Source organism: Mycobacterium triplex, assembly GCF_000689255.1.
Classification (GTDB): domain Bacteria; phylum Actinomycetota; class Actinomycetes; order Mycobacteriales; family Mycobacteriaceae; genus Mycobacterium; species Mycobacterium triplex.
In genome coordinates, this window is sequence record NZ_HG964446.1 from 5,039,201 (window position 1) to 5,065,773 (window position 26,573).

A 26,573-nucleotide genomic window follows, 5' to 3' on the forward strand; every position below is an offset into this window, starting at 1 on the left:
CGCCGCTTTGCGATGTCCGGCCATCCCGCGCATACCCAACTACGTCCATGGCGAAAAGCTTATGACCACCGCCGCGTGCTGAGCGGATCGGATCCGTCGTTTGACTAGCTGAGCGCACGGATGCCGGAGCGGACCTCGTCGACGAAGATCTCCGGCTGCTCCAAGGCGGCGAAGTGACCGCCGTTGGCGACCGCGTGGTAGTAGCGGAGGTCGGTGAACCTGGTGCGAAGCCATCGTTCGCTGACGTTGACGATCTCCCTCGGGAAGCGGCTGTAGGCGGAGGGCACGGCGACCTCGTCAAATGAGCTGATCATCGAAAAGCTCTCCCAGTACAAGCGCGCCGAGGACGCGGCACTGTTGGTCAGCCAGTACATCATCACGTTGTCCAAAATTACGTCTCGCGCGACGGCATTTTCCGGGTGCCCATCGCAGTCGGTCCACGCGTAGAACTTCTCGGTGATCCAGGCAAGTTGACCCACCGGCGAGTCGGCGAGCCCATAGCCCAGCGTCTGCGGCCGGGTTGCCTGCTGCACCGCGTAGGCGCCCTCCTGCTCCATGTAGGCCGGCAGTCCCCCGACCGCCTGCTCGTCGGGGGTCAGCTCACCGAGCCCGGCCAGCGCCTCCGGGGAGGCCAGCGCCATATTGACGTGAATCCCGAGCAATCCGGCCGGCGGCTTGACCCCCATCGCCGTGGTCACGAAGGCGCCCCAATCACCGCCCTGGGCGTAATACTGACGGTAGCCCAAGGCGACCATCAGCTCATTCCACGTCTCGGCGATTCGCTGGATCCCGGTACCGGGAGTCGGTGGCTTGTCACTGAACCCATACCCCGGCAGCGATGGAATGACCACGTGAAAGGCGTCATCGGCTGACCCCCCAAAGCGCTCCGGCTCGGTCAGCGGACCGATCACGTCAAGAAATTCGACCACCGAGCCCGGCCAACCGTGCGTCAGGACCAACGGCCGCGCGCCGGGATGCGGCGAACGGACGTGCAGAAAGTGGATACCAAGGTCACCGATGGACGCGTGGAACTGCGGATATGCATTGAGCCGGTCGGCCACCCGGTCCATGTCGTAATCCTTCGCCCAGTAGTCGGCCAACTCACGCACATACGCCGCGGGGATGCCCTGGGACCAGTCGGAGACTGTTTCGGCGTCCGGCCACCGGGCCCGGTCCAGACGGGTACGCAGATCGTCGATGTCGGCCTTGGAAATCTCGACGCGAAAGTTGCGAATCTCGACCATGCCGACAGACTCCCTTCCATGGAGTGAACGATCATTCACAGTATTTCGACGCTTAAGTGAGTCTTTTATTTCTTTGCTGCAACGAGAATAGATCTCTCACGCCCAAGGTCAAGAACTTTCGTTCGCGGCATTAGCGCAGCGTTGCCGTCCTCGGTCACAGCAGCCCGTCGCACTTCGCGCTCGGCGCGCGACGGGTGGTAGCTGCTGGTTCGAATCGCAGGCTTCATCGACACGGCGAATCCGGTCCGATATGATTTTAATCGCAGTTAGATTCATCGAGGGGCAGACGCTGCTCGCTCCCAGAAATCGAAGGACTGGTCATGAAGGACGCTCCCCCACCGCGTGAGGCCGACGTCGTTGTCGTCGGATCGGGTCACAACGGGCTGGTTGCGGCCGCGTATCTGGCCAAGGCGGGCCTGGACGTCCTCGTCGTCGAGGCTGCGGCAACAGCCGGCGGGATGACGTCCACGAATCCTTTTGCCCCCGAAGCGCCCGAGTACACGATCAACGAGGCATCGATCCAGGCTTCGCTGTTCCGCACCACCACCATCGACCGGGACTTGGGCTTGTCGCGTAGGTACGGCCTGCGCCAGACGGTCATCGATCCCGCGCACTTCCAACTCTCCGCCGACGGCGCGTCCCTGGGGCTGTGGCGTGACCCCCGGAAGACCGCCGCGGAGCTGGAGTACTTCTCGAAGAAGGACGCCCGCGCGCTGCTCGAGCTGTACGAAGTAATCGACGCCGCTGTCGAGATCGGCCTGCCGATGATGCAGACCAGTGTCAGCGAGCCGGAAATCAAGAACATCCTGAAGTCGGCGCGCGCGGTGCTGAAGAACCGTAAGCAGCTCGCGGCCCTCGGCCGCTGGATGTCGAGTTCGCAGGCCGAGGCCATCGAAGAGAGCTTCGAGCACGACATGATCCGCGCACCTCTGCTGACCAGTCTGCCGTTCATGCCCTTCGACGCCGACATGTCCGGGTGGTCGCTGATCTACCTGGGCGTGCTGAGCAAGTACGGCGTGGCGATGTTCCACGGTGGTACCGGGTCCCTGCCCAAGGCGCTGATCGGCGTCATCAAGGACAACCATGGCGACGTGATCACCAACTCCCCGGTCGAGGAACTCATCGTCGCCAACAACCGCTGCACCGGCGTGCGGATCAGAGGCGGCGCCGAAATCCGGGCCCGCCGTGCGGTTCTTACCGCGTGCAGCCCGAAGACCACCTTGACCCGCCTGTTGCCCCGCGGCGTGCTGGAGCACAAGAAGCAGAACGCGGCCGACCACATTCCGACCCGCAAGCGCGGCATTGCCGATGCGAAGGTCAATGTCGCGCTGTCCGGCCGCATCGACATGTCCAAGCACGAGAAGTGGCGCGGCGACGGCATCGATCTGCGCCAAGCGTGCAACTGCTACCACACCTACCAGCAGGCGCTGGATGCGGCGCGGTCCTGCGTGCTCGGCAAGGTGCCCGACGCCATCCCGGGTCTGGCCCAGGTGACCAACTCCTTCGACCCGTCGATGTCGCCTCCGGGCAAGGACCTGTGGTGGTTCTGGACCGGTCTGACTCCGTCCTTCCCGGAGGACGGCTGGGATGTCGCCCGCAAAACCATTACCGACAGCATCCTCAAGGACGCCGAGATTTACTACAAGGGCGTCGAGGATATGCAGGTGGCCGTGCGACCGCTGATGCTTCCCGATATCGAGGAGCGGTTCTGGGCGATCGACGGCTCGGTCTACCATGTCGACCCGACCATCACGCGGTTCGGCCCGAACAAGCCGGTGGCCGGCTTCGCCGGATACAAGACTCCCGTCGACGGGCTCTACCTCACCGGCTCGGGCACGCACCCGGTCGCCGGAATCAGCGGTATGCCAGGGCAAAACGCCGCGCGCATCATGCTCAAGCACTTCCACCTCGAGGACAAGGGCGGCCGACTCGGCGTGCTCAAGGAATTGGTGACGCGACGTAAAAAGGTCGACGCCGATCCATACACCAGCGGTCAGAACGACCCATTCCCGGCCGAGCTTAGCCGGGAGTGATAGCGAAAGCGATTGCGCTTAGTCAGTCCTGAATGGACAGCGCGCCCGTCGGGCAGTCGCGCACGGCCTGTTCGACCGCTGCCCGTTGGTCCTCGGGCGGTTCGGGATCGATTACCCGCGATTGTCCATCGTCGCCGATCTCAAATACCGACGGCGCCGCGACCTCGCACAGTCCGATGCCCGAACACTTGGTGGTGTCGACTCCTACCCTCATCAGAACATCCGCCGCATGATGCTCAGGGCCCGTTGGCTGTACGGCGGATAGACCAGGCGCGGATCGGGTTTGGACGGCTTGGACAACACCGCACGACGATGACTGAGCGCCTCAAAGCCCCACTTGCCGTGATAGGCGCCCATCCCGCTCGCGCCGACGCCACCGAACGGAAGTTGAGGCACCAAGCAATGCATGGCAACGTGATTGATCACGGCGCCACCGGACGGAATGCGGTCAATGAGATCGCGGCCGAGTTCGCCGGAAGCAAAGACATAGAGCGCCAACGGCTTCGGGCGACTATTGACGAAATTAACGGCATCGTCCAGTGATTCGACTGCCAGAACGGGCAACAGCGGGCCAAAGATCTCCTCGGCCATCACCGGGTCCGACGGCGACGGATCGACGATCACGGTAGGCGCTATCCGCAACGTGGTGGCGTCCGAATGACCCCCGGCAACGACCTTGCCCGCGGTGCTCTCGATCAGCGAAACCAGTCGGTCGAACTGACGGCGGTTGACGATTCGCAATGCGGGATCGGCCTCAACCGAGCGAAAGTCGCGGACATTCGCCACAATCTTGCCGACCAAGTCGTCGACGATCCGACGATCGGCCAACACATAGTCGGGGGCGATGCAGGTTTGGCCGGAATTCATCAGCTTCACCCAGGCGATGCGCCGCGCGGCGACATCGATGTCGGCGTCGGCAGCCACAATCACCGGACTCTTGCCCCCCAGCTCGAGCGTCACCGGCGTCAGGGTGGGTGCGGCCGCGGCCATGATCTTCTTACCGATCTCGGTGCCGCCGGTGAAAAGAGCGTGATCGAATCCTGCGGCAAGCAACTCTTGTGTGACGGCGGCATCGCCCTCGACGACGCGCACGGCCTCCGGGTCGACATACCCCGGAAGCAAGTCCGCCAGAAGCGCCGAGGTGGCGGGTGCCAGCTCGGACGGCTTGATCACCGCGCAGTTGCCGGCTGCCACGGCGGCCACCAGCGGCGCCAGGCTCAGATACAGCGGATAATTCCACGGCCCGATAACAAGCACCACTCCCAACGGGTCGTACTGCACCCAGGCACGACCGGGCAACTGCGCCAACGGCAATGATGTACGCCGCCTGCGCATCCACTTCCTCAGGTGCTTGAGCGCATGGACAGCCTCGCCCTTGGTCGACGCGATGTCACCGAGCCAGGCCTCCGCCGGAGGGCGACCCAGGTCTTCGGCCAGCGCCGCGGCGATCTCCGGCTCACGCTCGCGCACGAATCGCACGATTCCGCGCAGTTGTTCCAGGCGCCATTCCAAGGAGCGGGTCCGGCCGGTAGCGAAGACGTCACGAAGCCCGGCAAGCACGCCGGCCCTATCGGTCGTCTGCAGATCATGAATAGTCACAGATTCTCCTGGACGCCTTAGATTTCGGGGGCCGGCACTACGCCACTGGCCACCGACCCGCTGATACCGCCGTCGACCGCAAGCGCCTGGCCGTTGACCCAACGCGCATCGTCGGAGGCCAAAAACAGCACCACGTCCGCGATGTCGTCTGGGTCGGCGTGACGCCCCAGCAGATTCTTCAACCCGTCCAGGGTGTCCTTACCCATCGACTCCTCGAAGTCGACCAAGATCGGCGTCTCCACCGGCCCGGGCAGCACCGCGTTGATGCGGAATCCCATCTCGGCCAGGGCCAAACCCATCATCATCGTGTAGACGGTGGTGACTTCCTTGGAGAAGTTGTACGCGTTGCCTTGCTGCGGGTTCGCCTTGAACCAGGCCGCGCCCTCTTCGAAGGTATCGGTGGTCAGCAGGTCGCGGATCGCATCCAGCCGCTGCGGCCACCCGAACCCTGCGGTCGACGAAACGATGGTCACCGAGCCGCCCGCCCTCAGGCGTTCGAAGAACGACTCGGTCAGGTGACGCACCGCGAGGCTGTTGACGGCAAGGACCAAGTCGGCGGGTGCGGTGCCGGGGATACCGGCGACGTTGATCAGACCGTCGAACTCACCGTCGAGTTGCTCCACCGCCGTATCGATGCTGTGCGGGTTCGCCAGGTCGACCTCGACGTGTCCAGTCACCTTGGCGGACGGTTGATTACGGTCCAGGCAGTACACCTCGGCACCCGCCGCCAGCAAGCGCTCGGCGACCGCATGGCCGATGCCTGATGCCGCACCGGTGACGACGTACCGTTTGCCCTTGAAGTCGGCCATGATTCTCCTAGTCGAGGGTGTAGGGCAGGGATTTGACTGCGGTGATGAAGTTTCCGGTCAGGTACTCGGGCTCGCCGACCCGCAGGTTCGGTGCCCGGAAAATCAGCTCACGGAAGATCGATTCCAGCTGCATCTTCCCCATGAACGCGCCCATACAGAAGTGCGGGCCGCCACCACCGAACGCGACATGGGGGTTCGGTGATCGGGTGATATCGAACTCGTAGGGGTTGGTGAACACCCGTTCGTCGCGGTTGGCAGAGGAGTAGACCATCGTCACCCAGTCACCCTCGCGGATGTGCTGGCCGTGCAGCTCGGTGTCCTGAGTTGCGGTGCGGCGGAACGTCATCACCGGAGTTGTCCAGCGTACGAATTCTTCGATCGCGACCTTGATATGTCCGTCAAAGTCCTTCTCCAGCAGCGCCTTTTGCTCGGGGAACTGCTGCAGGGCAATCGTGGTGAAGGTGGTGGTGGTTCGGGTGGTGTCGTTGCCCGCCACCGAAAGTAGGACGAAGTACGGGCCGAGCTCGTCGTCGGTGAGGCGCCGCCCGTCGACCTCGGCTTGCACCAGGGAGGTCATCAGGTCGTTCTGCGGATGTTCGCGCCGTGCTTCGGCCAAACCAATGCCGATATTGAGCAGTCCGACAAGGGAATCGGTCAGCACTTCGCCGGGCTCACGGCCGGCCGCGACATCGGGATCGGCCCACGCCACCATGCCCTCGGCTAGGTGTGCCGCCTCATCGCGCTCTTCCTCGGGCAGCCCCAGCATCTCGTAGATCGTCCACATCGGCAGGCGCTTGGCGACCTGCTGAACGAAGTCACCGTCCTTGGTCTTCACCAGATCATCGACGATCGATTTAGCCTGATGCTCGATCTGGTCCTTGATCTTGGCGACCTGTCGAGGCGTGAACACCGAGCTGACCAGCCGGCGCAGGCTGGAGTGTTTCGCTCCGTCCATGCCCAGGAAAGACTGCGTGGCATCGAGCATCTCTTCGGGAACGGCCTCGAACGTGATGCCTTGTCCCGAGCAGAAGATCTCCGGATTCTTGCTCACATAGCAGACATCCTCGTGGCGCGTGACCACCCAGACACCATCGATCTCCGGCTCCATCATGGAGCCCTCGATCGGTCGGTGCCAGCTGACGGGGCGTTCGTCGCGAAGGATCTTGAATGCCTTCTCCCGCTCGTCGAAGCTTTGCGCCCAAAAAGCCTGGGCCGAGATGTCCACCGGGTCAAAGGGCGGACGTTCGATCTTCGGGGTTGTCTCAGTTGTCATGCGTTTGCCTCCAAATAGCGGGCTTTGAGGCTTCTCTTGACGAGCTTTCCGGTGGCGGTCCGGGGTAACTCGTCGATGAAGTCGACGGTGCGCGGAGCCTTGTAGTGCGCGATACGGTCTCGGACGTAGCCAATGATCTCGTCGGCCAATTCGGCGGACCCTGTTGTCCCGGGCCGCAATTGAACGACCGCCTTGACCTGTTCGCCCATTTCCGGGTCAGGCACGCCGATCACCGCGACGTCGAAGACCAACGGGTGCAGCGTCAGAACGTTCTCAACTTCCTGCGGATAGATGTTCACTCCACCGGAGATGATCACGAAGGCCTTGCGATCGGTCAGGAACAAGTAGCCGTCCTCGTCGACATAGCCAATATCCCCGACTGTGCACCAGTTCGGATGGTCCGGATGCCGTGAAGAAGCCGTCTTTTCGGGATCGTTGTGATACTCGAAGGGCGCGACGTCGCGTTCGAAGTAGACCGTGCCGATCGCACCCGGCGGCAGCTCGTTGCCGTCATCGTCGCAGATGTGCAACACACCGAGCGCGGCCTTGCCGACCGACCCACGCTTGTCTTTCCATTCCGCGGTGGTGATAACGGTGGTGCCGTGTTGTTCTGTCGCACCGTAATATTCGACGAGGATCGGACGCCACCAGTCGATCATGGCGTCTTTGACATCGGGCGGACAGGGGGCGGCGGCATGCACCGCCATGCGCAGCGACGAGATATCGTAGGCATCGCGGATCTCCGCCGGCAGCTGCAACATTCGGACGAACATCGTCGGAACCATCTGGGTGACGGTCACTCGATACCGCTGGATAGCGGCCAATGCCTGCTCAGCGTCGAAGCGCCGCATTAGCACGACCGTGCCGCCCAGCGCCTGAATGCCGCCACACCACTTGAGCGGAGCGGTGTGGTAGATCGGCGCCGGCGAGAGATAGACGTCGTCGTAGGAGATCTTGAAGACATGCGCCAGCAACCCGACAAGTGGGTCCCCGGGTTGGTCGACCTGGATCGGTAGCAGATGCGGCTTGATGCCCTTAGGACGCCCGGTGGTGCCCGAGGAGTACAACATCTCCGCACCGCGTGGCTGGTCGGCCAGCCGTGCTTGCGCTCCGGCCAGCAGCTCGGCGTAGGGGCGGTAGCCGACGACGTCGCCGCCGAACGAATACCACTGCCGCACTTCAGGAATCAGGTCGTGCAATCGTTCGGCCAATTCCCGCACCCCGTGGGAGGCTATGACGACGCGAGCACCGCTGTCCTGGACGATATAGGCCGCTTCGTCCGCCGCCAAATGCCAGTTCACCGCGGTGATGTACAACCCGGAACGTAATGCCGCCCAATAAATCTCGAACGCCTCGGGTGCGTTGTCCGAAACCATCGCGATGACATCGCCCTTGCGCAGCCCCATGGCATACAGCGCCGACGCCAGCCGCGCTGAGTTGTCGTCGAGTTCTCGGTAGGTCAGTACCCGGCCCGATTCGGCCATGATCACGGCCGGCCGGTCGGGCGCAGACACCGCATGGATGCCGGGAAACATAGGCTCAGACGAGCAAGTCGTCGCGACCGTCGTTCTTGAGTCGCTCGATATAGCTGGGGTAGAGCTTCTTGCCGAGCGGAGCCAGCTTGAGCAGGCTGGCCACGTTCCCGTCGACTTTGATCTTCTTCTTGGCCATGGCCAACGGCAAGTTGACCTTGCCCTGCCAGTACCCGTTGCCGGTGTCGGCCGTCATGGACATCGTCGCTGTCGGCGCCGGCCCACCGTCCAGCCCCTCACGCACCGACTTGTTTCCCATGTCGATGACGACGACGGCTTCGGGATCGGTGAAGTCGAACGCCACGACGAGCCCCGTGGCGACTAGCTTGGGACCGATCTCTTCGTCTTCGAAGGCAGTTTCGAAGATGCCGCCGATGTACTTCCTGACCTCCGCCGAGTCCTTGAACCCCATTGTTCTTGCTCTCCCTAATTTACTTTCGATTAGATTCCGAGGCGAGTCCGCTGCCGTGGGATGGATGATTCTTGCCGGTCACCTATGACCCCCGTCACAGGAACACTACCATAAGTCGACTTATGGTCAAGGCCCCGGGCGGCCCGGACAAGGCCGCTACCATGCTCGACATGTATCAAGCCCAGGCAATTCTCGATGCCATCGACCGTCACACGATCGCTATCTTGGTCGGCTTCGGTCTCGCCATGGTGCTGCAGAACATCGCGATGGTCACCGCGGTCGTCATGACCCGGCGGGAGGGGTGGATCTCGATTCCGCTGCCGTGCACATTCCTCTGGTTCGCCCACGATCTCGGTGTCGTCGCCCGCTTCAACACCTGGTTTCACGTGTACGGTCATTGGTTCCTCAAGCTGTTCTGGCTCGGCCTGCTCAGCGCGTTGATTCTCGAGCTCGTTTTCTTTGTCCAGGCGATCCGAGTCGGGCGTGCCGAATACCTACCACGCGGCAGCCAGGCCCAGTGGACCGCGCTGGTGGTCGCCGGCGCCGCGGCATTCGTGATCGTCTGGGAGTACACGCGGGTCTTCTGGGGCGACCCGCTCTATCAGGGGGCACCGGCGGTCACGTTGTTCTTGCTGCCACTGGCGACCACCGCGTTGCTGCTGCGCCGCCAGTCCGCGGTCGCCCAGTCCCCGATCAGCTACGGCTGTTTCGCGGCGATGGTCGTGTTGTGGTGGGGCGTGACGGCCGGCTACTACGGCGGTCCGTTTGCGAGCTGGCAGTACCTCCTGGCGGGCCTCGCCGCCTTCGTAATGCTGGTTGGCGTCACTGTCGCCGTCGCACGAATGCGGTTGAACACGCAGCAGCGAATCCCCGCACCCGCCTGACCCGACTAAGGGACTGGTAGTCCCTTGACGGCTGTGGCCGCTCGCTATACCGTCAGGGATCGCATTACCGCCGCAGCCAGGAGCCCTTTCTGTGACACTTGCTGTCTACGGAGCGACCGGTGCCACCGGTCGCAGAGTCATCCAATTAGCCTCAGCTGCAGGCATTCCCGTGATCGCCGTCGGGCGAAATCGGGCCGCGCTTGCCGGGCTGGGTGTCGAGTACCGGGTGGCATCGCTTGCACCCGCGGAACTGGACGCGGCTTTCGCCGGCGCGGGGGTGGTCGTCTCGTGCGCGGGTCCCTACACCCAGTACGGGCCGCCGGTACTCGACGCCGCCCTCCGCGCCGGCGGTTGCTACGTCGACTGCGCCGGTGAACCACGTTGGGTGCAACGCATCATCGACGAATTCGAAAGCCGTGCGATCCAAACGGGTGTCGCGATCGTGCCGTCGTTGGGTCTTGGTGTGGCAACCGATATCGCCGCCGGGGCCGCAGCGGAATTGGTTGGCGGCCCTGACAAAGTACGGCGACTGCGCTGCGCGGTGAAGATCGTCGGTATGCGGCCGTCCCCGGCTACCGTGCGTTCGACGGTCGAGCTGGTGGCGGGCGGTGCGCCGATTGTCCACAGTGGCCGTGTCCGTTGGGAATTGGCGGGCAGCCGAGTTCACCGATTCGCGTCGGGTCGCGGTGCGCTGTTCAGCACGCCGGACGCGCTGGTCCTGGCGAGGGCTTATCCGGAGGCACACATCGAATGTCATGTTCAACCCGTTGCAATGGGTCCCGCGCTGGCTGTCGGCGGCTTAGTGTGGCGGATACCGGGCAGCCTGGCGGTCACCCGCGCGCTGTTGTCGCGCCCGGGACATGCCGCGTCCCATGCCGGAGGTGGGCGTTCGTTGGTGACGGCCGAGGCCGAGGGCACCTCGGGCCGATACACCGTCACCGGGGCGGTCGACGATGTGTACGACATCACCGGCCGCGGCGCGTTCGCCGTAGCGCAGGCACTGTTGACCGGACCCGGGAAGCGTACGGGGCTGCGCAATGCGGGACAGTTCCTTCCCCCGCCGCAGCGGGCCGCCGACGATCTTGGCGTCCGTCTTGCGGTGTGCTGACTGGATTCAGCGATCGCCGAGCCGTCGGCTGATTTCAAGCAGTCCGTAGGTCACCTCGCCGTCCCAGGTGTATTTCACCGCGACTTCCTTTGTGATCCAGTGTTTTTCGCTGATCATCCGAGTCGGATCCATGCCCGCGCACAGCTGCGATGGCGCGAAGCAGGTCCAATAGTAACCTTGATCAAGGGTCTGCGCCCCGATGACGTGCTCGACGCCATCCGACCGGAATACCACCTCGAATGTCTTGTCATCGAAGTCGTTTCGTCCCGGGCCCCAGTAAGGGCCCGAGACATATTCGGCCGTTCGGTATTCACCGTCGATGACGACATAGGGCGTCGCCGAGCGGATGGTGTCACCCTGCTCCATGTTGAGGGTGCCGATCACCCGCCGGGCATCCGGCCAGGTCGCCACCGTCCAGACGTGGCCGGTAAACAGCTCGAGGTTGCGCGGGCCCACGCTGTGATCGCGGTAGCCCGGGCCGCCAATGGTGATCTCCCGGTCGAAATAGCGCAGGTATCCGCGAAAATGGCCGCCCTGCTCGTAGCGCACGTCGTAACCGGTGGTGAGGTTGCCGTCCTCGGCGCGCTTCGACTGGAACATCGGAGCGCATCCTTCCCAGACGATGTCGAACTTGGTCGGAACTGGGTACTGGTCGAAGCCGCAAAACCTGTTGCGATTTTCGTCCTGGGTGGTCAGATATGCCACTCCGTCGAAGGTGATCCGCCACTGCCTGAGCGGTTCCATGCATTCGAATATCAAGGTGCCATCGCCCATTCCGCTGGGCGTCTCGTACCGACCGAAGTTCTTGGCCATCAGCAACCTGCCATCACCCAACGTCAGGCAGAAATCGCCCTGCCACAGTGTGGTGTCGTCGGCAACCAGACCCATGTGGTGGTAGAAGAGGATCCGGTTGTCGGGGTCGTATCCCTGAAACAGGAGATTCTCATTTGCCAGCGGCACGTTCCGGGGGGCGGGTTGGTGGTGCAAATCGCGCGCCGGGTCGACGCCGAAGGGGTTGTCGGGGGTGATGATAGCCATGGCGATGTCCCTACTCCGTATCGTGTCTTACGCGGGTTCCGTTGCTGCCGCATCCAAAGCGAGCTGAGCGGCGGAGGTCACTCTCTTCTCCTTGCTGAGCAACATCACCGCAGCGCCGATGGCGCGGGAGAACATGCCGGCCGGCAGAACGTGGCCGAGTGCGGCGATGCCGCGGCTGGAGATACCGACCGCGACCACGGTGCGGCCGCTTTCGGCAGCCCGATATGCCGCCGCGGTCACCTGGCGCGGTGTGCACAACAGGGGTCCGAGCCTGGACCACCCGCGCCCGTGTTGAGTGTCGATGATCCCGGTATCGCTGACGGGCCCGGGGCAACACACCGTGAACGTGATTCCGGCAGAACCGTATTCGATGGCCAATGTGCGGGTGAGCACCACCAGGTAGTTCTTGATCGGCCCGTAGAGCGTGTTGAACGGGGTGGCTGGCATGAAACCCGCTGCCGAGGCGATCGTGATGACTTGCCCCCAGCCACGGCGCAGCATGCCGGGCAACAGACGGTGAATCAGCTCGGTCGGTGCCAGCGCCAGCACGCGCGCGTAGGCATCGTGCTCGGCCCAGCTGAACTTCAGGAAGTGCCCGTCGAGCATGTAACCGGCGTTGTTCACCAGTACGTCGATCTCAATATCGAGCTCGCCGAGCCGATCTGTTAGGCGCGCCGGCGCGTCCGGGGCGGCCAGATCGGCACCGATCACGGTAACCGTTGTGCCATGGGCGGCACGGAGCTCCTCGGCCAACCGGTGCATCGGCTCGGTGCGGCGAGCCAGCAGCACCAGGTCATGGTGTTCCTCGGCGAGCAATCGGGCGAAATCCAGTCCGATGCCCGATGATGCCCCGGTCACCAAGGCACACAGTCGTCGTTCGGCCACGATTCGGTCGCGTGCGACTGGCAATGTCCCTCCTTCGATTCGGGTCAATCGCGTTCGGCACAACGGCCCAATACGGTGACCGTGCCCGCCGTCCCATCCACCCGGACCTTGTCTTTATCGCGGAGCGTGCGCATCGCCATCCGGGTGTTGATCACGGCCGGAATGCCGAGCTCTCGAGCCACGATCGCGCCGTGGCTCAGCGGCCCGCCGACATCGACGACGACCGCTGCGGCCGCAAGGAATAGCGCCGACCAGGACGGGTCGGACGTCTCGCAAACCAAGATCTCACCGTCTTCGAGTTCGGCATCGGCCGGATCGCGAACAAGACGCACCACTCCCTCGACGATGCCATGGCTGGCACCAAGACCCGTCAGGGTTTCGACATCGGGACCGTGTTCGTTGTGCTGCAACGGCTCTGGTACACCTTCCCAGGTTTGCGGAAGGTCGAACGCCTGGTATTCGGTACGGCGCTGCCGGCGTGCAGCGGTGACTTGTCTCCAGTCGGCAATCCGATCGCCGATCAGTTCTTCAACGGTGATGAACGCAATGTCGGCTGGATCGTCGAGTTCGCCGCGGCGTACCATGTCCGCCGCGATCACCCGAGAACTGGCCCGGCACACGTCAATTGCGTGCAGCAGCGTGGCCTTGCCGATTTCCCGCAGCGGGAAGTAGTAATCCGTCGCTCGCAAGATGACGCGGGTCAACCCCCGCCTTGGCCATGGCTGCGCGGCCAGCAGCTCCCCCACCGCCGCCGCCTTGTCCCGGGCAACCCGATCCGCGCTGGCCCGCGGTGAACGCTCCTCGGGCATCGCGCGGTAAGACCGTAGGGTGGCGGCCAACTGGTCGGGGCCGTCCCGCCACACCGGACTCGAAGGCGAGGCTTCTCCCGGTCCGTGAAAGCCATAGCGGCGCAGAAACTTTTCCCGGTCGGCGACGCCGCGAGACACATCCCACAGCATCGCGACCATCTCGGCCTCTTCCAACGAGCCGACTCCGGCCGCGATCCGCAATTCCAGCCCTGCCAGTCCGGCACGGTGACACAGCTTCTCGAGTTGGTTGAATGCGGCCTGCGTCACGAAGGTGGCCAGGGTGTGCGGCCGCATATACATCGTCATCCGGTCCTGGGCCTCCCCCAGCCGGCGACGGGCGTCCGCGGCGTCGGCGCCTTCGAGCGCATCGATGGATTCCCGCCACCAACAATGGCTTTCGGCGGCCATGCGGCGCAATCGAGACGCGACAGTCGCAGCGGCCCACGGCGCCTTCACGGCGACGACCGGATAGCGCCGCCACGATGCTCTGCTCGGGATACCCTCGCGGACGTTGGCGAACAACTGCTGCTCCAGCGAGTCACCCGAAGTTCCCGGGGTGCGATCGGCCAAGGACCGCAGCAGGTCGACGTTGGCGACCAGGCGCCCGTAAATGACCGTGCAGATGCGCCGATCGCTGTCGGAGCTGTGCCGCACCGCCGTCTCGGGCAATACCCCCAGCGTGCCGAATGCCCCCAGCGTCCCCACCGTGACCGGCCGCATCCAGAAGCTGCTACTCAACGGCGTCACGACACCGGCGAGATTCTCCTCGGCGTTGATGGTCGTCCAGTAGGTCGTCGGACCGCCGGGTTGATGCAGCGGATCTACGGCTACTTTCATACCCGTCTACGCCATACGGACCTGGCACGGCGGCGCAATGCGTCTTGCCGCTCTTCGGGTGTGACCCGAGCCGATGACGCGGGCAACTCCCCTGCCAATGCCGACAGCGGTACGGTGCGGATCCTCGGCAACGGCGTCGTGTCCGCCTTGTAATAGCGCGCCGTGATCAGCCCGACGCTGTGGCCGCCCGCGTCAAGCCAGTTCGCGTAGCCAGGGTCCTGATGGGCGATCACGGCACGGAATACCCCGTCGTCGTCGAGCACCGCCTGATGACCGTTCAACGATGTCTGGCGCAGGTTCCAGTCCAACGCTTCCCAGAAGTGGGACGTCAGCTGGTATTGCCAATACTCGGCGTTCGGCGGTGCGACTTCGATGATGACGGCTTCGTCTCGCCCGCACCGATAGATTCCCTTGCCGTACAACAGATCTGCCCAGGCGAAGTCGATCTCGACAAACTTCAGCGTATCCGGCGGCGCCTGAAAGTATTCGTCGACGGCGAGCTTGCACGCAGTCGGCACAGTCCGGACCCAGTCGATCAGCAATTGCAACCGCTCGGCCATGTCGGCAGGCTGTAGCGTCGATGGCGGATATGTCACACCGTCGCGCTCGATCACCAGTTCCGCGGGCTCTTCGGTATCCCAGTCGTAGTAGTACTGGCGCACGATGATGGACCCGGGGCCTTCGCACGTCCGCACCCAGTTGCCCGGCTGTTCCGACGCCGCAAGCACCACCTCGATCGTGCCATCGTCTTCGACACGAAAATCACTCCTGCGATCGACCAGCTTCCAGTCCGCCAGGTGCGAGGTGTGTCCGGTGCGGGTTTCCACATCGAACAGCCGTGCGGTTCCCCGCTTTCCGCGGATCCGGTAGACGCCGTCGCCGTGCACTGCCGCCCAGTGGTAGCAGCAATCCGTTGCCGGGATGCCGTATTGCATGTAGGGGCTGATGAACTTGACCAGCCAGGGGTACTGCGCGTCCCAGCCCTCCAGCGTCATCATGATCCCGGACTGCAGCAGTCGGGTCAGGTAGCGGATCCCTTCGGCGCGCAGCAGCGGTGTGTCGATCCTGTCGTTGGCGTGGACGTGGGCCGTCATCTCGGCGATCGCGTCGCTGAGTGCCCGCCACAGGTCGGCTTCGGACACGCGCGGATCGTCGACAACTTCTGTGTCCATGATCGTCATCGGGTGCGTTCCTCCTAGTTCGGAGCGAGTCGGGGAAAAGCGTCGAAATATGCGCCGAAACACTCCCCGACCAAGTCCGTGGTGACGCCCCAACGCGACGGGCGGTAGTCGTGGGCACCGAAATGCCCCGCCGGCCGGCGGGTGTTGTACTCGTAGAAGGCGGCGCGAGCTTCGTCGGTGACGCGGCGTCCTGCCCGGCGGTAGATCTCGGCGACAACGCCATCGATGTCGTCTCGGATCTGCTCGTAGTCGACGTCATAGATGTCAAGGCCAGGGATCGACGCTCGGGCGGCCAGGTTGCGTGCGGTGTAATCGCCCCAGAAGCGTCCGAAGTCCGGGCCCATTGACGCCAAGTGCACGACGTCGGAGTTCATCCCCCGCGCCACTTCGATCAACGAGCAGTACGACCCGAGCACTGTGTACACGTCGCGGTGACATTGCACGAACGTGGCGCCGGGGAAAAGCCGATACAGCACCGCGACCTGACCAATATGCATGGGCGACTTGAGAACCCATGGCCGACCGCGTGCCCCGCCGTCCTGCCATTGCAGGTACTGCAGCACGGTGCGCATATAGGCGTATGCCGAATCCTGCCGGTCGACGATCCACTTGCGATGATTCGGCAGGTGCAACCGGTGCGAGGCCACCGGCGCGTCAAAGGTCAGCTCCATCAGCCACAGATCTTCGTCGGGCTCGTGGGCTTCCATCGGATGTCGCGCCATGAACTCCGGGACCTGGCGCAAGGCCGCCTCAAACTGTTCCCCGATGGCCATCCGGGTCTGCGGATCACCTGGCATCGGTGCGGGATTCAGCAATCGCCACACCTCCAGCCGCTGCATCCCGGGGTCCGCCGCGATGGTGCGTTGGAGCTTCGACGTACCGGTGCGCGGCAACCCCAGGATCACGATAGGAGGCTCCAACTCCTCGTCCAGAATCTCGGGGTGCTCCCGCAGGTCACGCGTGAAACCGAGCCGGTTGATCAGCAGACGCAGAATGTCCTGTACCTGGCTTGCGACACCAATTTCGTTGAGCTCGGCCGTCGTTCGCATGTCCGCGAGCAAGATATCCAGGCTGTCGATGAAACCGACATCGTCGCCCCAGTCGGTGAGCCCGGTCGCCGCCGATGCGGCCGCCATCAGCGGTTCGCGCTCGAGCGGGGGCAGCGCGACATTCACGATGTCGCGGCGCCTGAGGTGCTGACGCGTTCCAGCCGCTCGGTCAGTGGCAGGCACAGGGACGCGCCGAGCTTGCCCATATCCAGGTTCGGCGAGATGTCGGCGGTGCCGTTGGCGAGCGACTCACGCAGCACGGCGGCGAACTTCTCGAGATCCGCCTCGGTCTCGCCCTCGATCTCGTAGATCGCCAGGTAACCCTGCTCGGGACCGACCACGCCCGGCAGCGTCTCGACATCCTGGGCGATCTTGTACCTGGTGGCCGCGATGACACCGGGAATCGTCACGAGATCATGGATGTGCTTGTTGGAATACCAATCGTTGTAGGCATTCTCGGTCTCAGCCGACGTCGGCTGGGTGAACGCGAGCATGATGGCGTGCGGCATCTCAGTTCTCCTCCGTTGGATGGTTGGTGTTGTCCGCCTTGAGACCGGCCGCCACCTCCAGCAGCCGGGCAACCGACGAAGGGAATCCCTCGGCGCCGGTGTGCAGCGGCATGATGTCGAGCAGTCCGACGAACGTGGCGCCGGCCGCGATCCACTCGCGACCGACCTTGACTGCTTCCTCGGGTGTTCCCCAGGTCGCCGATTTCACGCACATCTCCCGCGGCACGTCGCGGACGACCGCCTCCGCCTCGGCCGCCGTCATCTTGAACGGCATGTAGTCGTTGGAGTAGTGCCAGCCGGCCGGAAAAACGCTCTGCAGTCCCTCATTTCGCCACTCGTCCTGATTCATCCGCCCATAGCTGGCCGAGTACCACTTGATCTGCGGACTCTCCTGCGCGGCGGCGATGACATCGGGGTCCTCGTGCAGACCGCACGGCAGCCACACACCGAAGCCGAACGCGCCGGGATCACGTCCGGCCGCTTCGACCCGGGCGCGAATGGCGGATACCCGGGCGGCGAAGACATCGATGTTGGCCACCGCATTGGGGAAGGAAGCCTCGATGCCGTCGGCGTACTTCGCGCACAGCTCGGTGAACTTCGGTCCACCACCGAGACCCCAGATCTCCGGGCGGGCCGGACGATACGTACCCAGGTAACCATGGTCGATGCTCCACCTCTTACCGCTGTAGCTGAATGGCTCGTCGGTGTCGAGGAGCGTGCGCACCAGTACCAGGATGTCTTGCAATCGCGACAGCGCCTGGCCGGTCGGATGCCCGAAGGGCTTCATGTGCCGGGCCTCACCCAGGCCGATCGCGCAGGTGACCGTGCCCTCGGTCGCCGAAGCCAGCGACAGTAGTGTCCGGGTCAGCTCGGCCGGTCGCGATCGCACTCCATCGGTGGTCATCCGGACGCCGATCCGCGGGCTGGCCGCGAGCGCGAACGCACACTCGATAAAGGGATCGTGCGTGGAGTGCGCATCCGGCGCCTCTACGCCGGCCGGAACACCGAAACCCTGTGGCGCCCAGCCGGTCAACTCATCCCAGACCCAGAATTGGTCCACCACACCGGATCTGTCGAGAGCTGTAACGAAGTCCCGGATTCCGGCCAGTGGAGTGGAGCGATGGTTCGGATAGGCAACGGCGATACGGGGAGAGCCCATGCCGACCGACATTAAGGGACTAAGAGTCCCTAGTCAAGGGATTATCAGTCCTTAGCGAGCCGTGCGCCGTACAGGAACACCCGAGTCACGTGGTCGATCACCTCATCGCGAGTGGGCTTGTCGTCGCCGCTGGGGACCAGGGGGTGATCGAAGACGACGATCGAGGCGATCGTGCCGAACAGCAGCCGCATCGTCAGGCCAAGACCCACCTGTGGCACCCAACCCCGTCGTTGTGCCTCGAGGCTGGTGGTCCGCATGATCTCCGCGAAGAACCGGTCGAACTGCGCTTCCAGCCGGGCCAAACTCGCGGTATCGAGCTCGTGCCCGGCGACCGCAACCCCGACGAGGGCTTCGCGGTGAGCGGTGCAGCTGTCATAGAACAGCTCGACGATCGTCCGGGTGATCTCGAAATCACCCCACTTCGGATTCTTGATGTCGTAGGCGGTTGTGTAATTCTCCAGAAATTCCGCAAATGGCTGCAACACCGCGGCCCCGAAAAGGTCTGCCTTATCGGTGAAATGGCGCCAGATCGCCGAGCGCGCTACACCCGCCTCCGCGGCGATATCATCTGCTGTCGCGGAGGCGTATCCCTTCGCGGTGAAGACCCGGGCCGCGGCGTCAACCAATAGCTGGCGGACCTGCGCGGTGGATCGTCGGGAGCGAGCAGCCATTCTGAAATGGTAGCCACACCGGCGCGGGGCCTTTGGGACCCGGGGAGAAACCGCAGCGTCAACGACGCCCAGACGTGAGCTGTTGGACTAGCTTGTGCTTCTGAACCTTACCGGTCGGCGTGGTCGGCAGATCCTCTGCGCGGTAAAACTCCACCCGCTTGGGCACTTTGAATCGCGCCAGCTTTGCGCGGCAGATTTCGAGCACCACATCTTCGGTGAGTGTCGATCCCGGCACGGGAACCACTACGACACAACCGATCTCACCCCATCGGTCGTCGACCAACCCGACGGCAAAGACCTGGCTGATCTGGTCGTGCTCGGCAAGCAGATCCTCAATCTCCTTGGGCATCACCAGCTCGCCGCCGCTTTTGTACAGCTCCTTGCTCCGGCCGGTCACCTCGAGATAGCCGTCGGCACGAACCCGCCCGAGGTCTCCGGAGAAAACCCACCCATGCCGCAAGGTCGCCGCAGTTTCATCCGGTAGGTTCCAGTACCCGAGCATCGCCGTTGGCCCCGACGACACCAACTCTCCTTCCTCGCCGTCTGGTAGGTGGTCACCGGTGTCGGGATCGGCAGTCTTATAGACGACGAGTGCGTCAGTTCCCGAAACCGACGCTGCGCCAGCGATCTTCGGCATTCCAACCGTTTCGGAGGTCAGGTGTGGCGGGTCTTCGGGGCGGGTTAGCGTCATCGCGCCCCCGGTCTCGGTCATTCCGTAGCCCGTGACGATCTCGCCGACACCGAGATCTGCTTCGATCCGCTGCCACAGCCAGGTCGGCGCGGGAGCCGATCCGCACAGCATCGCGGTCAGCGAGCTGAGATCGTATTGCTGGCGGGCCGAGCTCTCGATAATGGCGACGGCCATGGTGGGAACGCACAGTATGTCGTCGGCGTGATGGCGCTCGATTCCGGCGCAACAACTCTCGGCAGTGAAGACGGTCTGCGGGATGATCGCGCCGCCGACGTACGTCACCGACAGCAGCCCTTCGATATAGCCGAACATGTGATAGCAAGGCAGCGAGAACAGTATTCGCCTGCCGTCCTGGTAGGCCCGGGTGAGGGCGGACGCATACGCCGTCCGCAGTACCGCGTCATGGGTGACCAGCACTCCCTTGGGTGAGCCGGTGGTGCCTGAGGTGTACAACATGTCACCCGCATCGTGCGGTTCGGCGGTACAGGAGCCACTAGCGCCCACATTCTCGTTCCCTAGGGTGGCCAGGCCGGCGACGGTCAAACAACCGGGCCGCGCCCGGCCATCGGTGTCGAGCAGCACCACGGTCGGCGGCCCGTCGGCAACCGCGTCCCAGCCGGGCGCGATCGCGTCCAGCATGGTCTGATAGTCGAGGCCGCGAAAGCCCGTCATGGTGATCACCACCCGGCACCCGGAATCGCGGAGAACGTAACGCAATTCGTCCTGCCGGTAGAGAAAGTTGAACGGAACCGCGATTGCTCCGAGCCGCGCGATCGCGAACTTCACCGTCACGAACTCGGGATAGTTCGCCATGATCATGCCGACCCGATCGCCCGGGCAAACTCCGAGTGCGGCGAGACCGTCAGCCAATCGCCGGGATTCGTCGACCACATCGGTATAGCTCAGCGAGACGTCGTCGGTCAGCACCAGCGGACGGTCCGGGTATTGATCTGCGCAGACGTCAAGCCATGCGGCGAGCGTACGTGGCCGCCACACGGGAAACCGCTCGCGTAGCGATGCCCGTCGTGCCGCAATGCTCGTGGTCACCTAGCTACCCGAACCACGTTGTTGCCGTTGCTATCCCACCGGATTGGTGCCCAGCTTCGCGCCAGACATGTCGCTGATCTCCGCCCAACGCGTGGTGATCTCCTCCAGACTCGGCGGTTGCGCAAACGTGACACCGGCGTTCTGGAACTGCGCCACCCGCTGCACTAACCCACCGCCGACGACGAACACCGAGCCGGACTCGCGATTCTCCTCCGAGAGCAGGTATCCGACGGTCGGTGCGACGTGCTCCGGCGCCAGTTTGTCCAGCACCTCCTGCGGGGCGATATCCGCCGTCATCCTGGTGGCGGCCATCGGAGCGATCGCGTTCGCGGTAATCCCGTACTTGGCACCCTCGATGGCCAGGGTATTGATCAGCCCGACCAACCCAAGCTTGGCGGCTCCGTAGTTGGCCTGACCGAAGTTGCCATATATTCCGCTGGTCGAGGCGGCCATCACAACGCGGCCGAACTTCTGCTCACGCAGGTACGGCCACGCCGCGCGCGTCACGTTGTAGCCGCCGTAGAGATGGACCTTGATCACCGCATCCCAGTTGTCGTCGGTCATCTTGTGGAACGCCCCGTCACGAAGGATCCCCGCGTTGTTGACCACACCGTGCACGGCCCCGAAGTGCTCGATGGCAGCCGCGACAATCGTCTCGGCGCCCTCCCGGGTGGCCACGCTGGAGTAGTCCGCGACAGCCCGGCCACCGCTACTCTTGATTTCCTCGACGACGGCATCGGCCATGCTGGTGCCGGATCCGGAACCGTCCCGGGCTCCGCCGAGGTCGTTGACCACGACCAGAGCGCCGTTGTCGGCGAGGAACCGTGCGTAAGACCGTCCCAATCCCCCACCGGCTCCGGTCACGATCACGACTTTGTCCTGGACTCCGGGCACCTCAGATCCTCCTATGGGGCATTGCGCGACTGTGCACATTATTGAAGCGATTTTCAATTTTAGCCGACGCCCGTGTGAGTCCCATTGTCGGCATTGGATCTAACAGTCAGGATGGTTGGCTCCGCGGGACGGGCCGTCGGCGCTTCGCTCGTGATTTCGCCCGACGGCAACGAGGGGCCCGCATCAAGGGGATGGTCGGATCGAGCCGAGTACCTTCCGGGAGGATTCTGCTGTTCGACGACCCACTAGAGTCCAGGACATGGTGAGCGGCGTCTCGCGGGAGGCCTACCTCGATACGGGCATCCAGCTGCTGTCCGACCTCGGTTACGGCGGACTGAAGTTGGCCGAGGTGTGCAACCGGCTCGGGGTGACCACCGGTTCCTTCTACCACTATTTCGACAACTGGCCGACCTACACGCGGGAACTGGTGGAGCACTGGCGGCAGGCCAACACGGTCCGGCTGGTGGAGTGGATTCGAACGGAGCCCGATCCGCGACGACGAATCGACCGCATTATCGATGTCGGGTTGAATCTGCCCCACGGCGCCGAGGCCGCGATCCGCTCGTGGAGCAGCGCGGACCCGGACGTGCATGCGGTACAAGTCGACGTTGACAACGAGCGCCACGGCATCCTGCGCGAGTCGGCGCTCGAGATCCTGCACGACGAACGGCAGGCACAGCTGTTCGCCGACTGGGCGGTCTACCTACTCGTCGGCTACGAGCAAGCGACCCTGCCCCCCGACAAAGCGGCTCTCGAGTGGATCGTGGGCCAACTCCTCGATGCGCTCGACGCCGGCCGTTTTACGTCGGTCCCACGCGAGTGAGTCAACTACCTTTGCGCACATCGTCTTCCGGCACCCGCAGGCCCCGGACGGTGAATTGCGTCATGGCGTCGATCATCACTACCCGCTGAGGTCTCGACTCACGACCGACACGAAGGATACGCAACCGCCCGGCCGCCCACCCAGGTTGTGCGTGAGCGCGGTGTGCGGATCGGGCAACTGTCGTTGACCGGCCTCGCCGCGGAACTGCAGCCAAGCTTCGTAAAGCATCCGCAGTCCACTGGCGCCCACTGGGTGCCCGAATGACTTCAGGCCCCCGTCCGGATTGACCGGCAATCGTCCGTCGGCGTCGAAATCGCCTGCCAGCACGTCTTTCCAGGACTGGCCGGAATCGGCGAAGCCGAGGTCCTCCATCAGCACGATCTCGGTCGGGGTGAAGCAATCGTGCACCTCTGCCAACGAGAACGCGGTACGCGGGTCGTCGATACCCGCCTGTTGGTAGGCATCCCGGGCCGAACGGACGACCTCGGGGAAGCTGGTGTAGTCGTAGTCCGAGTCCGTCGCACCCCGACCTGAGCCCGCGACCAGCGACAGTGCTCGCACGTACATCGGGGCGTCGGTGTAGCGCAGCGCATGCTCGGCGGGTACGACGATGGCGCACGCGGCGCCGTCTGAGACCCCGGAGCAGTCGAATACACCGAGCCGTCCGGCGACCTTCGGCGCATTGCCGATCTTGTCCTTGGGCACAGGAGAACGGAACTGCGCCTTAGGATTACGGGCCCCGTTGGCGTGGTTCTTCCAGGCCACGTGGGTCATCGCGTCGCGCATCTCTGCTGCGGGGACGCCGTACTTCGCGCAGTAGGCCGGGTCGAGCAAGGAGAACGCCGCCGGTGCGGTCATCGACAGTTCTGGCGCGGTCCCGTCGCCGGGCGGGTCCTGGCGCAATAACCCCGAGAAGCCAGAATCTTTCAGCTTCTCCACGCCGACCGCCATCACGACGTCATAGGCACCGGCCGCGACCGCATAGCATGCATTGCGAAATGCCTCCGACCCACTGGCACACATGTTTTCGACTCGGGTGACCGGCTTGTCCCCGATGCCCAGGGGTCGGCTCAAGGTTAGACCCGACATGCCCGAGCTGAGGGTGCCGAGCCAGTAGGCGTCGATATCTTCGGTGCCCAGATTCGGGGCCGACGCCATGCACTCGGCGACCGCCTCCACCAGCAAGTCGTCGGCGGAGCTTTCCCAACGCTCGCCGAACCGCGAGCACCCCATTGCCACGACGGCTACCTTGCCCGCTATCCCCCTACTCGCCATGGCTTCTCCCGTCAAGTCGCGCCTTCCAGAAATAGTTGTGCACGCCACCCGCGGTAAACAAACGACGGAAGCTGAATTCGACAGGTGAGCCAACGCCTATTCGGTCCGGTTCGGCATCGGCAACCTCGCAGGTGAATCGCCCGCCGCCGGCGACGTCGATGACAGCCTGGACGACGGGTGGCGACGGTGAATACGCCAGATGATCGACGGTGTAGGTAGCGACGACGCCACGCAAGCCCGCCACGGGTACGCCGCTCATCTGATCGGTAGCGCCACAGTGCTTACAAACGCGAACCGGCGGAAGATGAATGAAACCGCATGCGTCGCAACGTGAGCCGCAGAGGCCGTACTTCCAGGATGCAGAACGGTCGGCGGCGGGTCCCGACGGCCGGTCGGGCTCCGGACGGCGCGGCGGCTCCAGTTCGACCAGCCCGCGCCACGATAGGTAGGTCAGGTACGAGACCGGCAGGCCGTTCGCCCGCTGCACGCTGACCGGATGGGGTTGGCGCGCCGCCACCAGCGCACCGGTGGTTCGCAACAACATTGCGTCACAACCGTCGACGGCCGACAGCACGAGCACCGTTTCGCCGGCCTCGGCGGTATCGAGGACGCTGCACAGTGCCAGCGCCGCATCGCAGGCACCGGAGAAGCCAATCGGTGAGGTGACAACTGACTTGTCTCCCTTCACCAATGTCGTCGCGCGCTTGATAACCCCACTGTTCGGGCAGCTGAGTGCGACGTGGTCGACGCCAGCCAGTCCGGCGGTATCCAGGACTCGTTCGACACAGCCCCGGATGAGTTCGGCGTAACGCTCGGCGCCGAACCGTTCCTCCCATTGCTCGCCGGTGACCGAGGTCGTCGCGCGCCAGCGGTCGAGAAACTCCGCCGTCAGCGATGCCACGGCGAGCACCTCGGCGATGACGGCTTCGTCGTCGCCGAACAGCAGGGCCGCCGCGCCGTCGCCGCCCAGCTTCTCGTCAGCCGATCCCGGCCGCCCCACCCGGATATCGGCACTGGCCGCGATGCCTCCGGTACTCGCCGCGGCGAGGATGGCGGCGAAACCGCTGCGTCCGGATCCACACAGGTCAACGGCGAGGGCGTCGAGCGGTAGGCCGAGCGCGGCGTGCATCGCGGTGGCGTTGGTTTTGTCCGCGTAAGCCGGTGTGCTGCTGGCAAAATATAGCGCGTTAGCGGTGTGCGCCTTGCGTAATTTCGCCGCGGCCGCGACCGCCATGGTCGTGCTGTCCTCATCGAACGCGGCAACGACCCGATCGCCCCGGCGCACACCGATATCGGTACCGGCCAGCCGGTAGCGAGGCAGATAACCGGCGTAGCCGACCAGCCCCTTCACTACGAGACCCCACGGAAGACAGCGGCCATACCCTGCCCACCCCCGATGCACATCGTCTCGAGCGCCAGGCCGCCACCCCTGCGGCGCAGCTCGTGGAGCATCGTGACAAGGATCCGCACGCCGGTCGCTCCGATGGGATGGCCCAGCGAGATGCCCGAACCATTGACATTGAGCCGGTCGTCGACATCGTCGAGCTTGATGCCCCAGCCGGCGAGCACCGCGAGCACCTGCACGGCGAACGCCTCGTTGATCTCGATCAGATCCATGTCGTCGAAGTCGAATCCTGTTCGGCGGAAGAGCTTCTCTACCGCGCCAACCGGTCCGATGCCCATCCGCGATGGCTCGCACCCGACGGCCGCCCAGCCTTCGAGGAAGCCGATCGGTTCCAGATTGAGGTCGTCGAGCCGGTCTTCTGCGACCACCAGGCACGCCGCGGCGGCGTCGTTTTGCTGACTGGAGTTTCCCGCCGTCACCGTGCCGTTGCTCATCAGGGGGCGCAGCCGCCCCAGCGTCTCGGGAGTGGTGTCGGGGCGAATGCCTTCGTCGTCGGCGAATTCCAGGGGTTCGCCCTTGCGCTGCGGCACCTGCACGGCGACGATCTCGGCGTCGAAGCGGCCTCCGCGCTGCGCCGCAATGGCACGCTGATGGCTGCGCGCCGCGAAGCTGTCGGCGGCTTCACGGTCTATGCCGTAATCAGCAGCCAGGTTTTCTGCGGTCTCGATCATGCCGCTGATTGGGCCGAATCGCCAAGTCGGCTGCGACAATTCGCGGCCACGGTCGAGCCGGTCGTACAGCATCTGGTTACCGGATCGCGAGCCCCACCGCGCGGTGGTGGTGTAGTGCTCGATATTGCTCATCGACTCGACGCCGCCGGCCAGCACCACATCGGCCGCCCCCGTCTGCACCGTCATCGCCGCGGTGACGACGGCCTGCAGCCCTCCGCCACAGCGCCGGTCGATCTGCAGTCCCGGCACGCTGATCGGGAGGTTGGCGTGCAGCGCTGCCCAGCGTCCAATACACGGCGCCTCGGAATTGGCGTAGGACTGTGCGAACACAATGTCTTCGATCGCTGCCGGGTCCACCGCACTGCGCTCGACCAATGCGGTGATCACATGGGCAGCGAGGTCCTCGGCCCGCAGCGGTCGCAAACTGCCGCCGAAGGTCCCTACAGCGGTTCGAACCGGGCAGACTATTGCCGCGCGTCTCATGCGTCACCTCGCCAGCGTCCGTCGGAAGGATCGATCAGACTGGTCAGCCGCTCATCCGACAGCCAGATGAGCGTCTCGAGTTCCAGCGCGTCGAGGAAGCGGACGCGACCGGAGCGCAGATCCTCGAGCCGCAAGCGAGCAGAGTTGCCGCAAGTGTCGAAATTAACTGAAACCTGCGCGAATTCATTGCTGATCACCGGGCCCACGCCAGGCACGTCCACGGCATCGCCGTCACCGAATTCAATGGTCATG

The 26,573-nt window shown here is 64.2% G+C and carries 25 protein-coding genes; 4 read left to right on the forward strand and 21 right to left on the reverse strand.

Going from position 1 to position 26,573, the window contains the following annotated elements; genetic code table 11:
* Nucleotides 1-104 precede the first annotated feature (104 nt).
* On the reverse strand, nt 105-1,244 hold the full coding sequence (locus tag BN973_RS23250; protein ID WP_036471057.1) for an epoxide hydrolase family protein: 1,140 nt from the start codon (nt 1,242-1,244) through the stop codon (nt 105-107).
* Between the two features lie 320 nt (nt 1,245-1,564).
* Between BN973_RS23250 and BN973_RS23255 the strand changes: the two genes are divergently transcribed.
* Complete coding sequence (locus tag BN973_RS23255; RefSeq protein WP_036471058.1) at nt 1,565-3,277, forward strand: phytoene desaturase family protein; 1,713 nt, start codon at nt 1,565-1,567, stop codon at nt 3,275-3,277.
* Nucleotides 3,278-3,299: 22 nt separating this feature from the next.
* Here the strand turns inward: BN973_RS23255 and BN973_RS23260 are convergent, their stop codons facing one another.
* Genes BN973_RS23260 through BN973_RS23285 form a run of 6 tightly spaced genes read right to left on the reverse strand, consistent with a single transcriptional unit; the run spans nt 3,300 to nt 8,902 of the window.
* Complete coding sequence (locus BN973_RS23260; protein WP_036471059.1) at nt 3,300-3,491, reverse strand: ferredoxin; 192 nt, start codon at nt 3,489-3,491, stop codon at nt 3,300-3,302.
* Nucleotides 3,491-4,876, reverse strand: a complete 1,386-nt coding sequence (locus tag BN973_RS23265; RefSeq protein ID WP_036471060.1) for an aldehyde dehydrogenase family protein — start codon at nt 4,874-4,876, stop codon at nt 3,491-3,493. The genes BN973_RS23260 and BN973_RS23265 overlap by 1 nt, the downstream gene beginning before the upstream one ends.
* Nucleotides 4,877-4,893: 17 nt before the next feature.
* Nucleotides 4,894-5,685: a coniferyl-alcohol dehydrogenase gene (locus BN973_RS23270; RefSeq protein WP_036471061.1), complete on the reverse strand. Its 792-nt coding sequence runs from the start codon at nt 5,683-5,685 to the stop codon at nt 4,894-4,896.
* 7 nt (nt 5,686-5,692) lie between these two features.
* Complete coding sequence (locus BN973_RS23275) at nt 5,693-6,958, reverse strand: cytochrome P450 (RefSeq protein WP_036471062.1); 1,266 nt, start codon at nt 6,956-6,958, stop codon at nt 5,693-5,695.
* The gene (locus BN973_RS23280; RefSeq protein ID WP_084163520.1) at nt 6,955-8,493 is read right to left on the reverse strand and encodes an acyl-CoA synthetase; all 1,539 of its coding nucleotides are present in this window, start codon (nt 8,491-8,493) and stop codon (nt 6,955-6,957) included. Before BN973_RS23280 ends, BN973_RS23275 begins: the two co-directional genes overlap by 4 nt.
* 4 nt (nt 8,494-8,497) lie before the next feature.
* Nucleotides 8,498-8,902, reverse strand: a complete 405-nt coding sequence (locus BN973_RS23285; RefSeq protein WP_036471063.1) for an SCP2 sterol-binding domain-containing protein — start codon at nt 8,900-8,902, stop codon at nt 8,498-8,500.
* A 122-nt stretch (nt 8,903-9,024) separates the two neighbouring features.
* Between BN973_RS23285 and BN973_RS23290 the strand changes: the two genes are divergently transcribed.
* Together BN973_RS23290 and BN973_RS30090 are read left to right on the forward strand one after the other, a co-directional pair.
* Nucleotides 9,025-9,786, forward strand: coding sequence for a hypothetical protein (locus tag BN973_RS23290; protein ID WP_036471064.1), 762 nt, complete (start codon nt 9,025-9,027; stop codon nt 9,784-9,786).
* A gap of 91 nt (nt 9,787-9,877) precedes the next feature.
* Nucleotides 9,878-10,894, forward strand: a complete 1,017-nt coding sequence (locus BN973_RS30090; protein ID WP_169718241.1) for an NAD(P)H-binding protein — start codon at nt 9,878-9,880, stop codon at nt 10,892-10,894.
* 6 nt (nt 10,895-10,900) lie between these two features.
* Here BN973_RS30090 and BN973_RS23300 read toward each other — a convergent pair whose 3' ends face one another.
* The 10 genes from BN973_RS23300 to BN973_RS23345 are packed head-to-tail and all read right to left on the reverse strand — an operon-like array spanning nt 10,901 to nt 21,664.
* Nucleotides 10,901-11,932 carry a hypothetical protein gene (locus tag BN973_RS23300; protein WP_036471065.1) on the reverse strand — a complete coding sequence of 344 codons (1,032 nt, stop codon included), beginning with the start codon at nt 11,930-11,932 and terminating at the stop codon, nt 10,901-10,903.
* Nucleotides 11,933-11,959: 27 nt separating this feature from the next.
* Nucleotides 11,960-12,841: an SDR family NAD(P)-dependent oxidoreductase gene (locus tag BN973_RS30095; RefSeq protein ID WP_169718240.1), complete on the reverse strand. Its 882-nt coding sequence runs from the start codon at nt 12,839-12,841 to the stop codon at nt 11,960-11,962.
* 20 nt (nt 12,842-12,861) lie between these two features.
* A complete protein-coding gene (locus BN973_RS23310) occupies nt 12,862-14,463 on the reverse strand; it encodes a PEP-utilizing enzyme (protein ID WP_051641448.1) in 1,602 nt (533 codons plus the stop codon).
* Nucleotides 14,460-15,644, reverse strand: coding sequence for a DUF1214 domain-containing protein (locus BN973_RS23315; RefSeq protein ID WP_036471066.1), 1,185 nt, complete (start codon nt 15,642-15,644; stop codon nt 14,460-14,462). Before BN973_RS23315 ends, BN973_RS23310 begins: the two co-directional genes overlap by 4 nt.
* A 14-nt stretch (nt 15,645-15,658) precedes the next feature.
* The gene (locus BN973_RS23320; protein ID WP_036471067.1) at nt 15,659-16,819 is read right to left on the reverse strand and encodes a sulfotransferase family protein; all 1,161 of its coding nucleotides are present in this window, start codon (nt 16,817-16,819) and stop codon (nt 15,659-15,661) included.
* Nucleotides 16,816-17,202 carry a DUF4286 family protein gene (locus BN973_RS30100; RefSeq protein ID WP_051641449.1) on the reverse strand — a complete coding sequence of 129 codons (387 nt, stop codon included), beginning with the start codon at nt 17,200-17,202 and terminating at the stop codon, nt 16,816-16,818. The genes BN973_RS23320 and BN973_RS30100 overlap by 4 nt, the downstream gene beginning before the upstream one ends.
* 1 nt (nt 17,203) lies before the next feature.
* Nucleotides 17,204-18,361, reverse strand: a complete 1,158-nt coding sequence (locus tag BN973_RS23330; protein ID WP_169718239.1) for an LLM class flavin-dependent oxidoreductase — start codon at nt 18,359-18,361, stop codon at nt 17,204-17,206.
* Nucleotides 18,362-18,405: 44 nt separating this feature from the next.
* Complete coding sequence (locus BN973_RS30105; RefSeq protein ID WP_084163524.1) at nt 18,406-19,032, reverse strand: TetR/AcrR family transcriptional regulator; 627 nt, start codon at nt 19,030-19,032, stop codon at nt 18,406-18,408.
* A gap of 58 nt (nt 19,033-19,090) precedes the next feature.
* Nucleotides 19,091-20,770: a class I adenylate-forming enzyme family protein gene (locus BN973_RS23340; RefSeq protein WP_036471069.1), complete on the reverse strand. Its 1,680-nt coding sequence runs from the start codon at nt 20,768-20,770 to the stop codon at nt 19,091-19,093.
* A gap of 30 nt (nt 20,771-20,800) precedes the next feature.
* A complete protein-coding gene (locus BN973_RS23345) occupies nt 20,801-21,664 on the reverse strand; it encodes an SDR family oxidoreductase (protein WP_036471070.1) in 864 nt (287 codons plus the stop codon).
* A gap of 259 nt (nt 21,665-21,923) precedes the next feature.
* Here BN973_RS23345 and BN973_RS23350 point away from each other — a divergent pair, with 259 nt between their 5' ends.
* Nucleotides 21,924-22,487, forward strand: coding sequence for a TetR/AcrR family transcriptional regulator (locus BN973_RS23350; protein ID WP_036471071.1), 564 nt, complete (start codon nt 21,924-21,926; stop codon nt 22,485-22,487).
* 78 nt (nt 22,488-22,565) lie between these two features.
* Here the strand turns inward: BN973_RS23350 and BN973_RS23355 are convergent, their stop codons facing one another.
* Genes BN973_RS23355 through BN973_RS23370 form a run of 4 tightly spaced genes read right to left on the reverse strand, consistent with a single transcriptional unit; the run spans nt 22,566 to nt 26,572 of the window.
* Complete coding sequence (locus tag BN973_RS23355) at nt 22,566-23,762, reverse strand: acetyl-CoA acetyltransferase (protein ID WP_036471072.1); 1,197 nt, start codon at nt 23,760-23,762, stop codon at nt 22,566-22,568.
* The gene (locus BN973_RS23360; protein WP_036471073.1) at nt 23,752-25,113 is read right to left on the reverse strand and encodes an OB-fold domain-containing protein; all 1,362 of its coding nucleotides are present in this window, start codon (nt 25,111-25,113) and stop codon (nt 23,752-23,754) included. The genes BN973_RS23355 and BN973_RS23360 overlap by 11 nt, the downstream gene beginning before the upstream one ends.
* Nucleotides 25,113-26,321, reverse strand: coding sequence for an acetyl-CoA C-acetyltransferase (locus BN973_RS23365; RefSeq protein WP_036471074.1), 1,209 nt, complete (start codon nt 26,319-26,321; stop codon nt 25,113-25,115). The genes BN973_RS23360 and BN973_RS23365 overlap by 1 nt, the downstream gene beginning before the upstream one ends.
* Entirely contained in the window at nt 26,318-26,572 is a 255-nt protein-coding gene (locus BN973_RS23370) for a hypothetical protein (RefSeq protein WP_036471077.1), read from the reverse strand. The genes BN973_RS23365 and BN973_RS23370 overlap by 4 nt, the downstream gene beginning before the upstream one ends.
* Nucleotide 26,573: the final 1 nt, after the last annotated feature.

Bases quoted from the DNA above. Each gene is read 5' to 3' on its own strand.
- BN973_RS23250 (WP_036471057.1), bottom strand. From the start codon at position 1,244: ATGGTCGAGATTCGCAACTTTCGCGTCGAGATTTCCAAGGCCGACATC.
- BN973_RS23255 (WP_036471058.1), top strand. From the start codon at position 1,565: ATGAAGGACGCTCCCCCACCGCGTGAGGCCGACGTCGTTGTCGTCGGA.
- BN973_RS23260 (WP_036471059.1), bottom strand. From the start codon at position 3,491: ATGAGGGTAGGAGTCGACACCACCAAGTGTTCGGGCATCGGACTGTGC.
- BN973_RS23270 (WP_036471061.1), bottom strand. From the start codon at position 5,685: ATGGCCGACTTCAAGGGCAAACGGTACGTCGTCACCGGTGCGGCATCA.
- BN973_RS23275 (WP_036471062.1), bottom strand. From the start codon at position 6,958: ATGACAACTGAGACAACCCCGAAGATCGAACGTCCGCCCTTTGACCCG.
- BN973_RS23280 (WP_084163520.1), bottom strand. From the start codon at position 8,493: ATGTTTCCCGGCATCCATGCGGTGTCTGCGCCCGACCGGCCGGCCGTG.
- BN973_RS23285 (WP_036471063.1), bottom strand. From the start codon at position 8,902: ATGGGGTTCAAGGACTCGGCGGAGGTCAGGAAGTACATCGGCGGCATC.
- BN973_RS23290 (WP_036471064.1), top strand. From the start codon at position 9,025: ATGGTCAAGGCCCCGGGCGGCCCGGACAAGGCCGCTACCATGCTCGAC.
- BN973_RS23300 (WP_036471065.1), bottom strand. From the start codon at position 11,932: ATGGCTATCATCACCCCCGACAACCCCTTCGGCGTCGACCCGGCGCGC.
- BN973_RS23310 (WP_051641448.1), bottom strand. From the start codon at position 14,463: ATGAAAGTAGCCGTAGATCCGCTGCATCAACCCGGCGGTCCGACGACC.
- BN973_RS23315 (WP_036471066.1), bottom strand. From the start codon at position 15,644: ATGACGATCATGGACACAGAAGTTGTCGACGATCCGCGCGTGTCCGAA.
- BN973_RS30100 (WP_051641449.1), bottom strand. From the start codon at position 17,202: ATGCCGCACGCCATCATGCTCGCGTTCACCCAGCCGACGTCGGCTGAG.
- BN973_RS23330 (WP_169718239.1), bottom strand. From the start codon at position 18,361: ATGGGCTCTCCCCGTATCGCCGTTGCCTATCCGAACCATCGCTCCACT.
- BN973_RS30105 (WP_084163524.1), bottom strand. From the start codon at position 19,032: ATGGCTGCTCGCTCCCGACGATCCACCGCGCAGGTCCGCCAGCTATTG.
- BN973_RS23350 (WP_036471071.1), top strand. From the start codon at position 21,924: ATGGTGAGCGGCGTCTCGCGGGAGGCCTACCTCGATACGGGCATCCAG.
- BN973_RS23355 (WP_036471072.1), bottom strand. From the start codon at position 23,762: ATGGCGAGTAGGGGGATAGCGGGCAAGGTAGCCGTCGTGGCAATGGGG.
- BN973_RS23365 (WP_036471074.1), bottom strand. From the start codon at position 26,321: ATGAGACGCGCGGCAATAGTCTGCCCGGTTCGAACCGCTGTAGGGACC.
- BN973_RS23370 (WP_036471077.1), bottom strand. From the start codon at position 26,572: ATGACCATTGAATTCGGTGACGGCGATGCCGTGGACGTGCCTGGCGTG.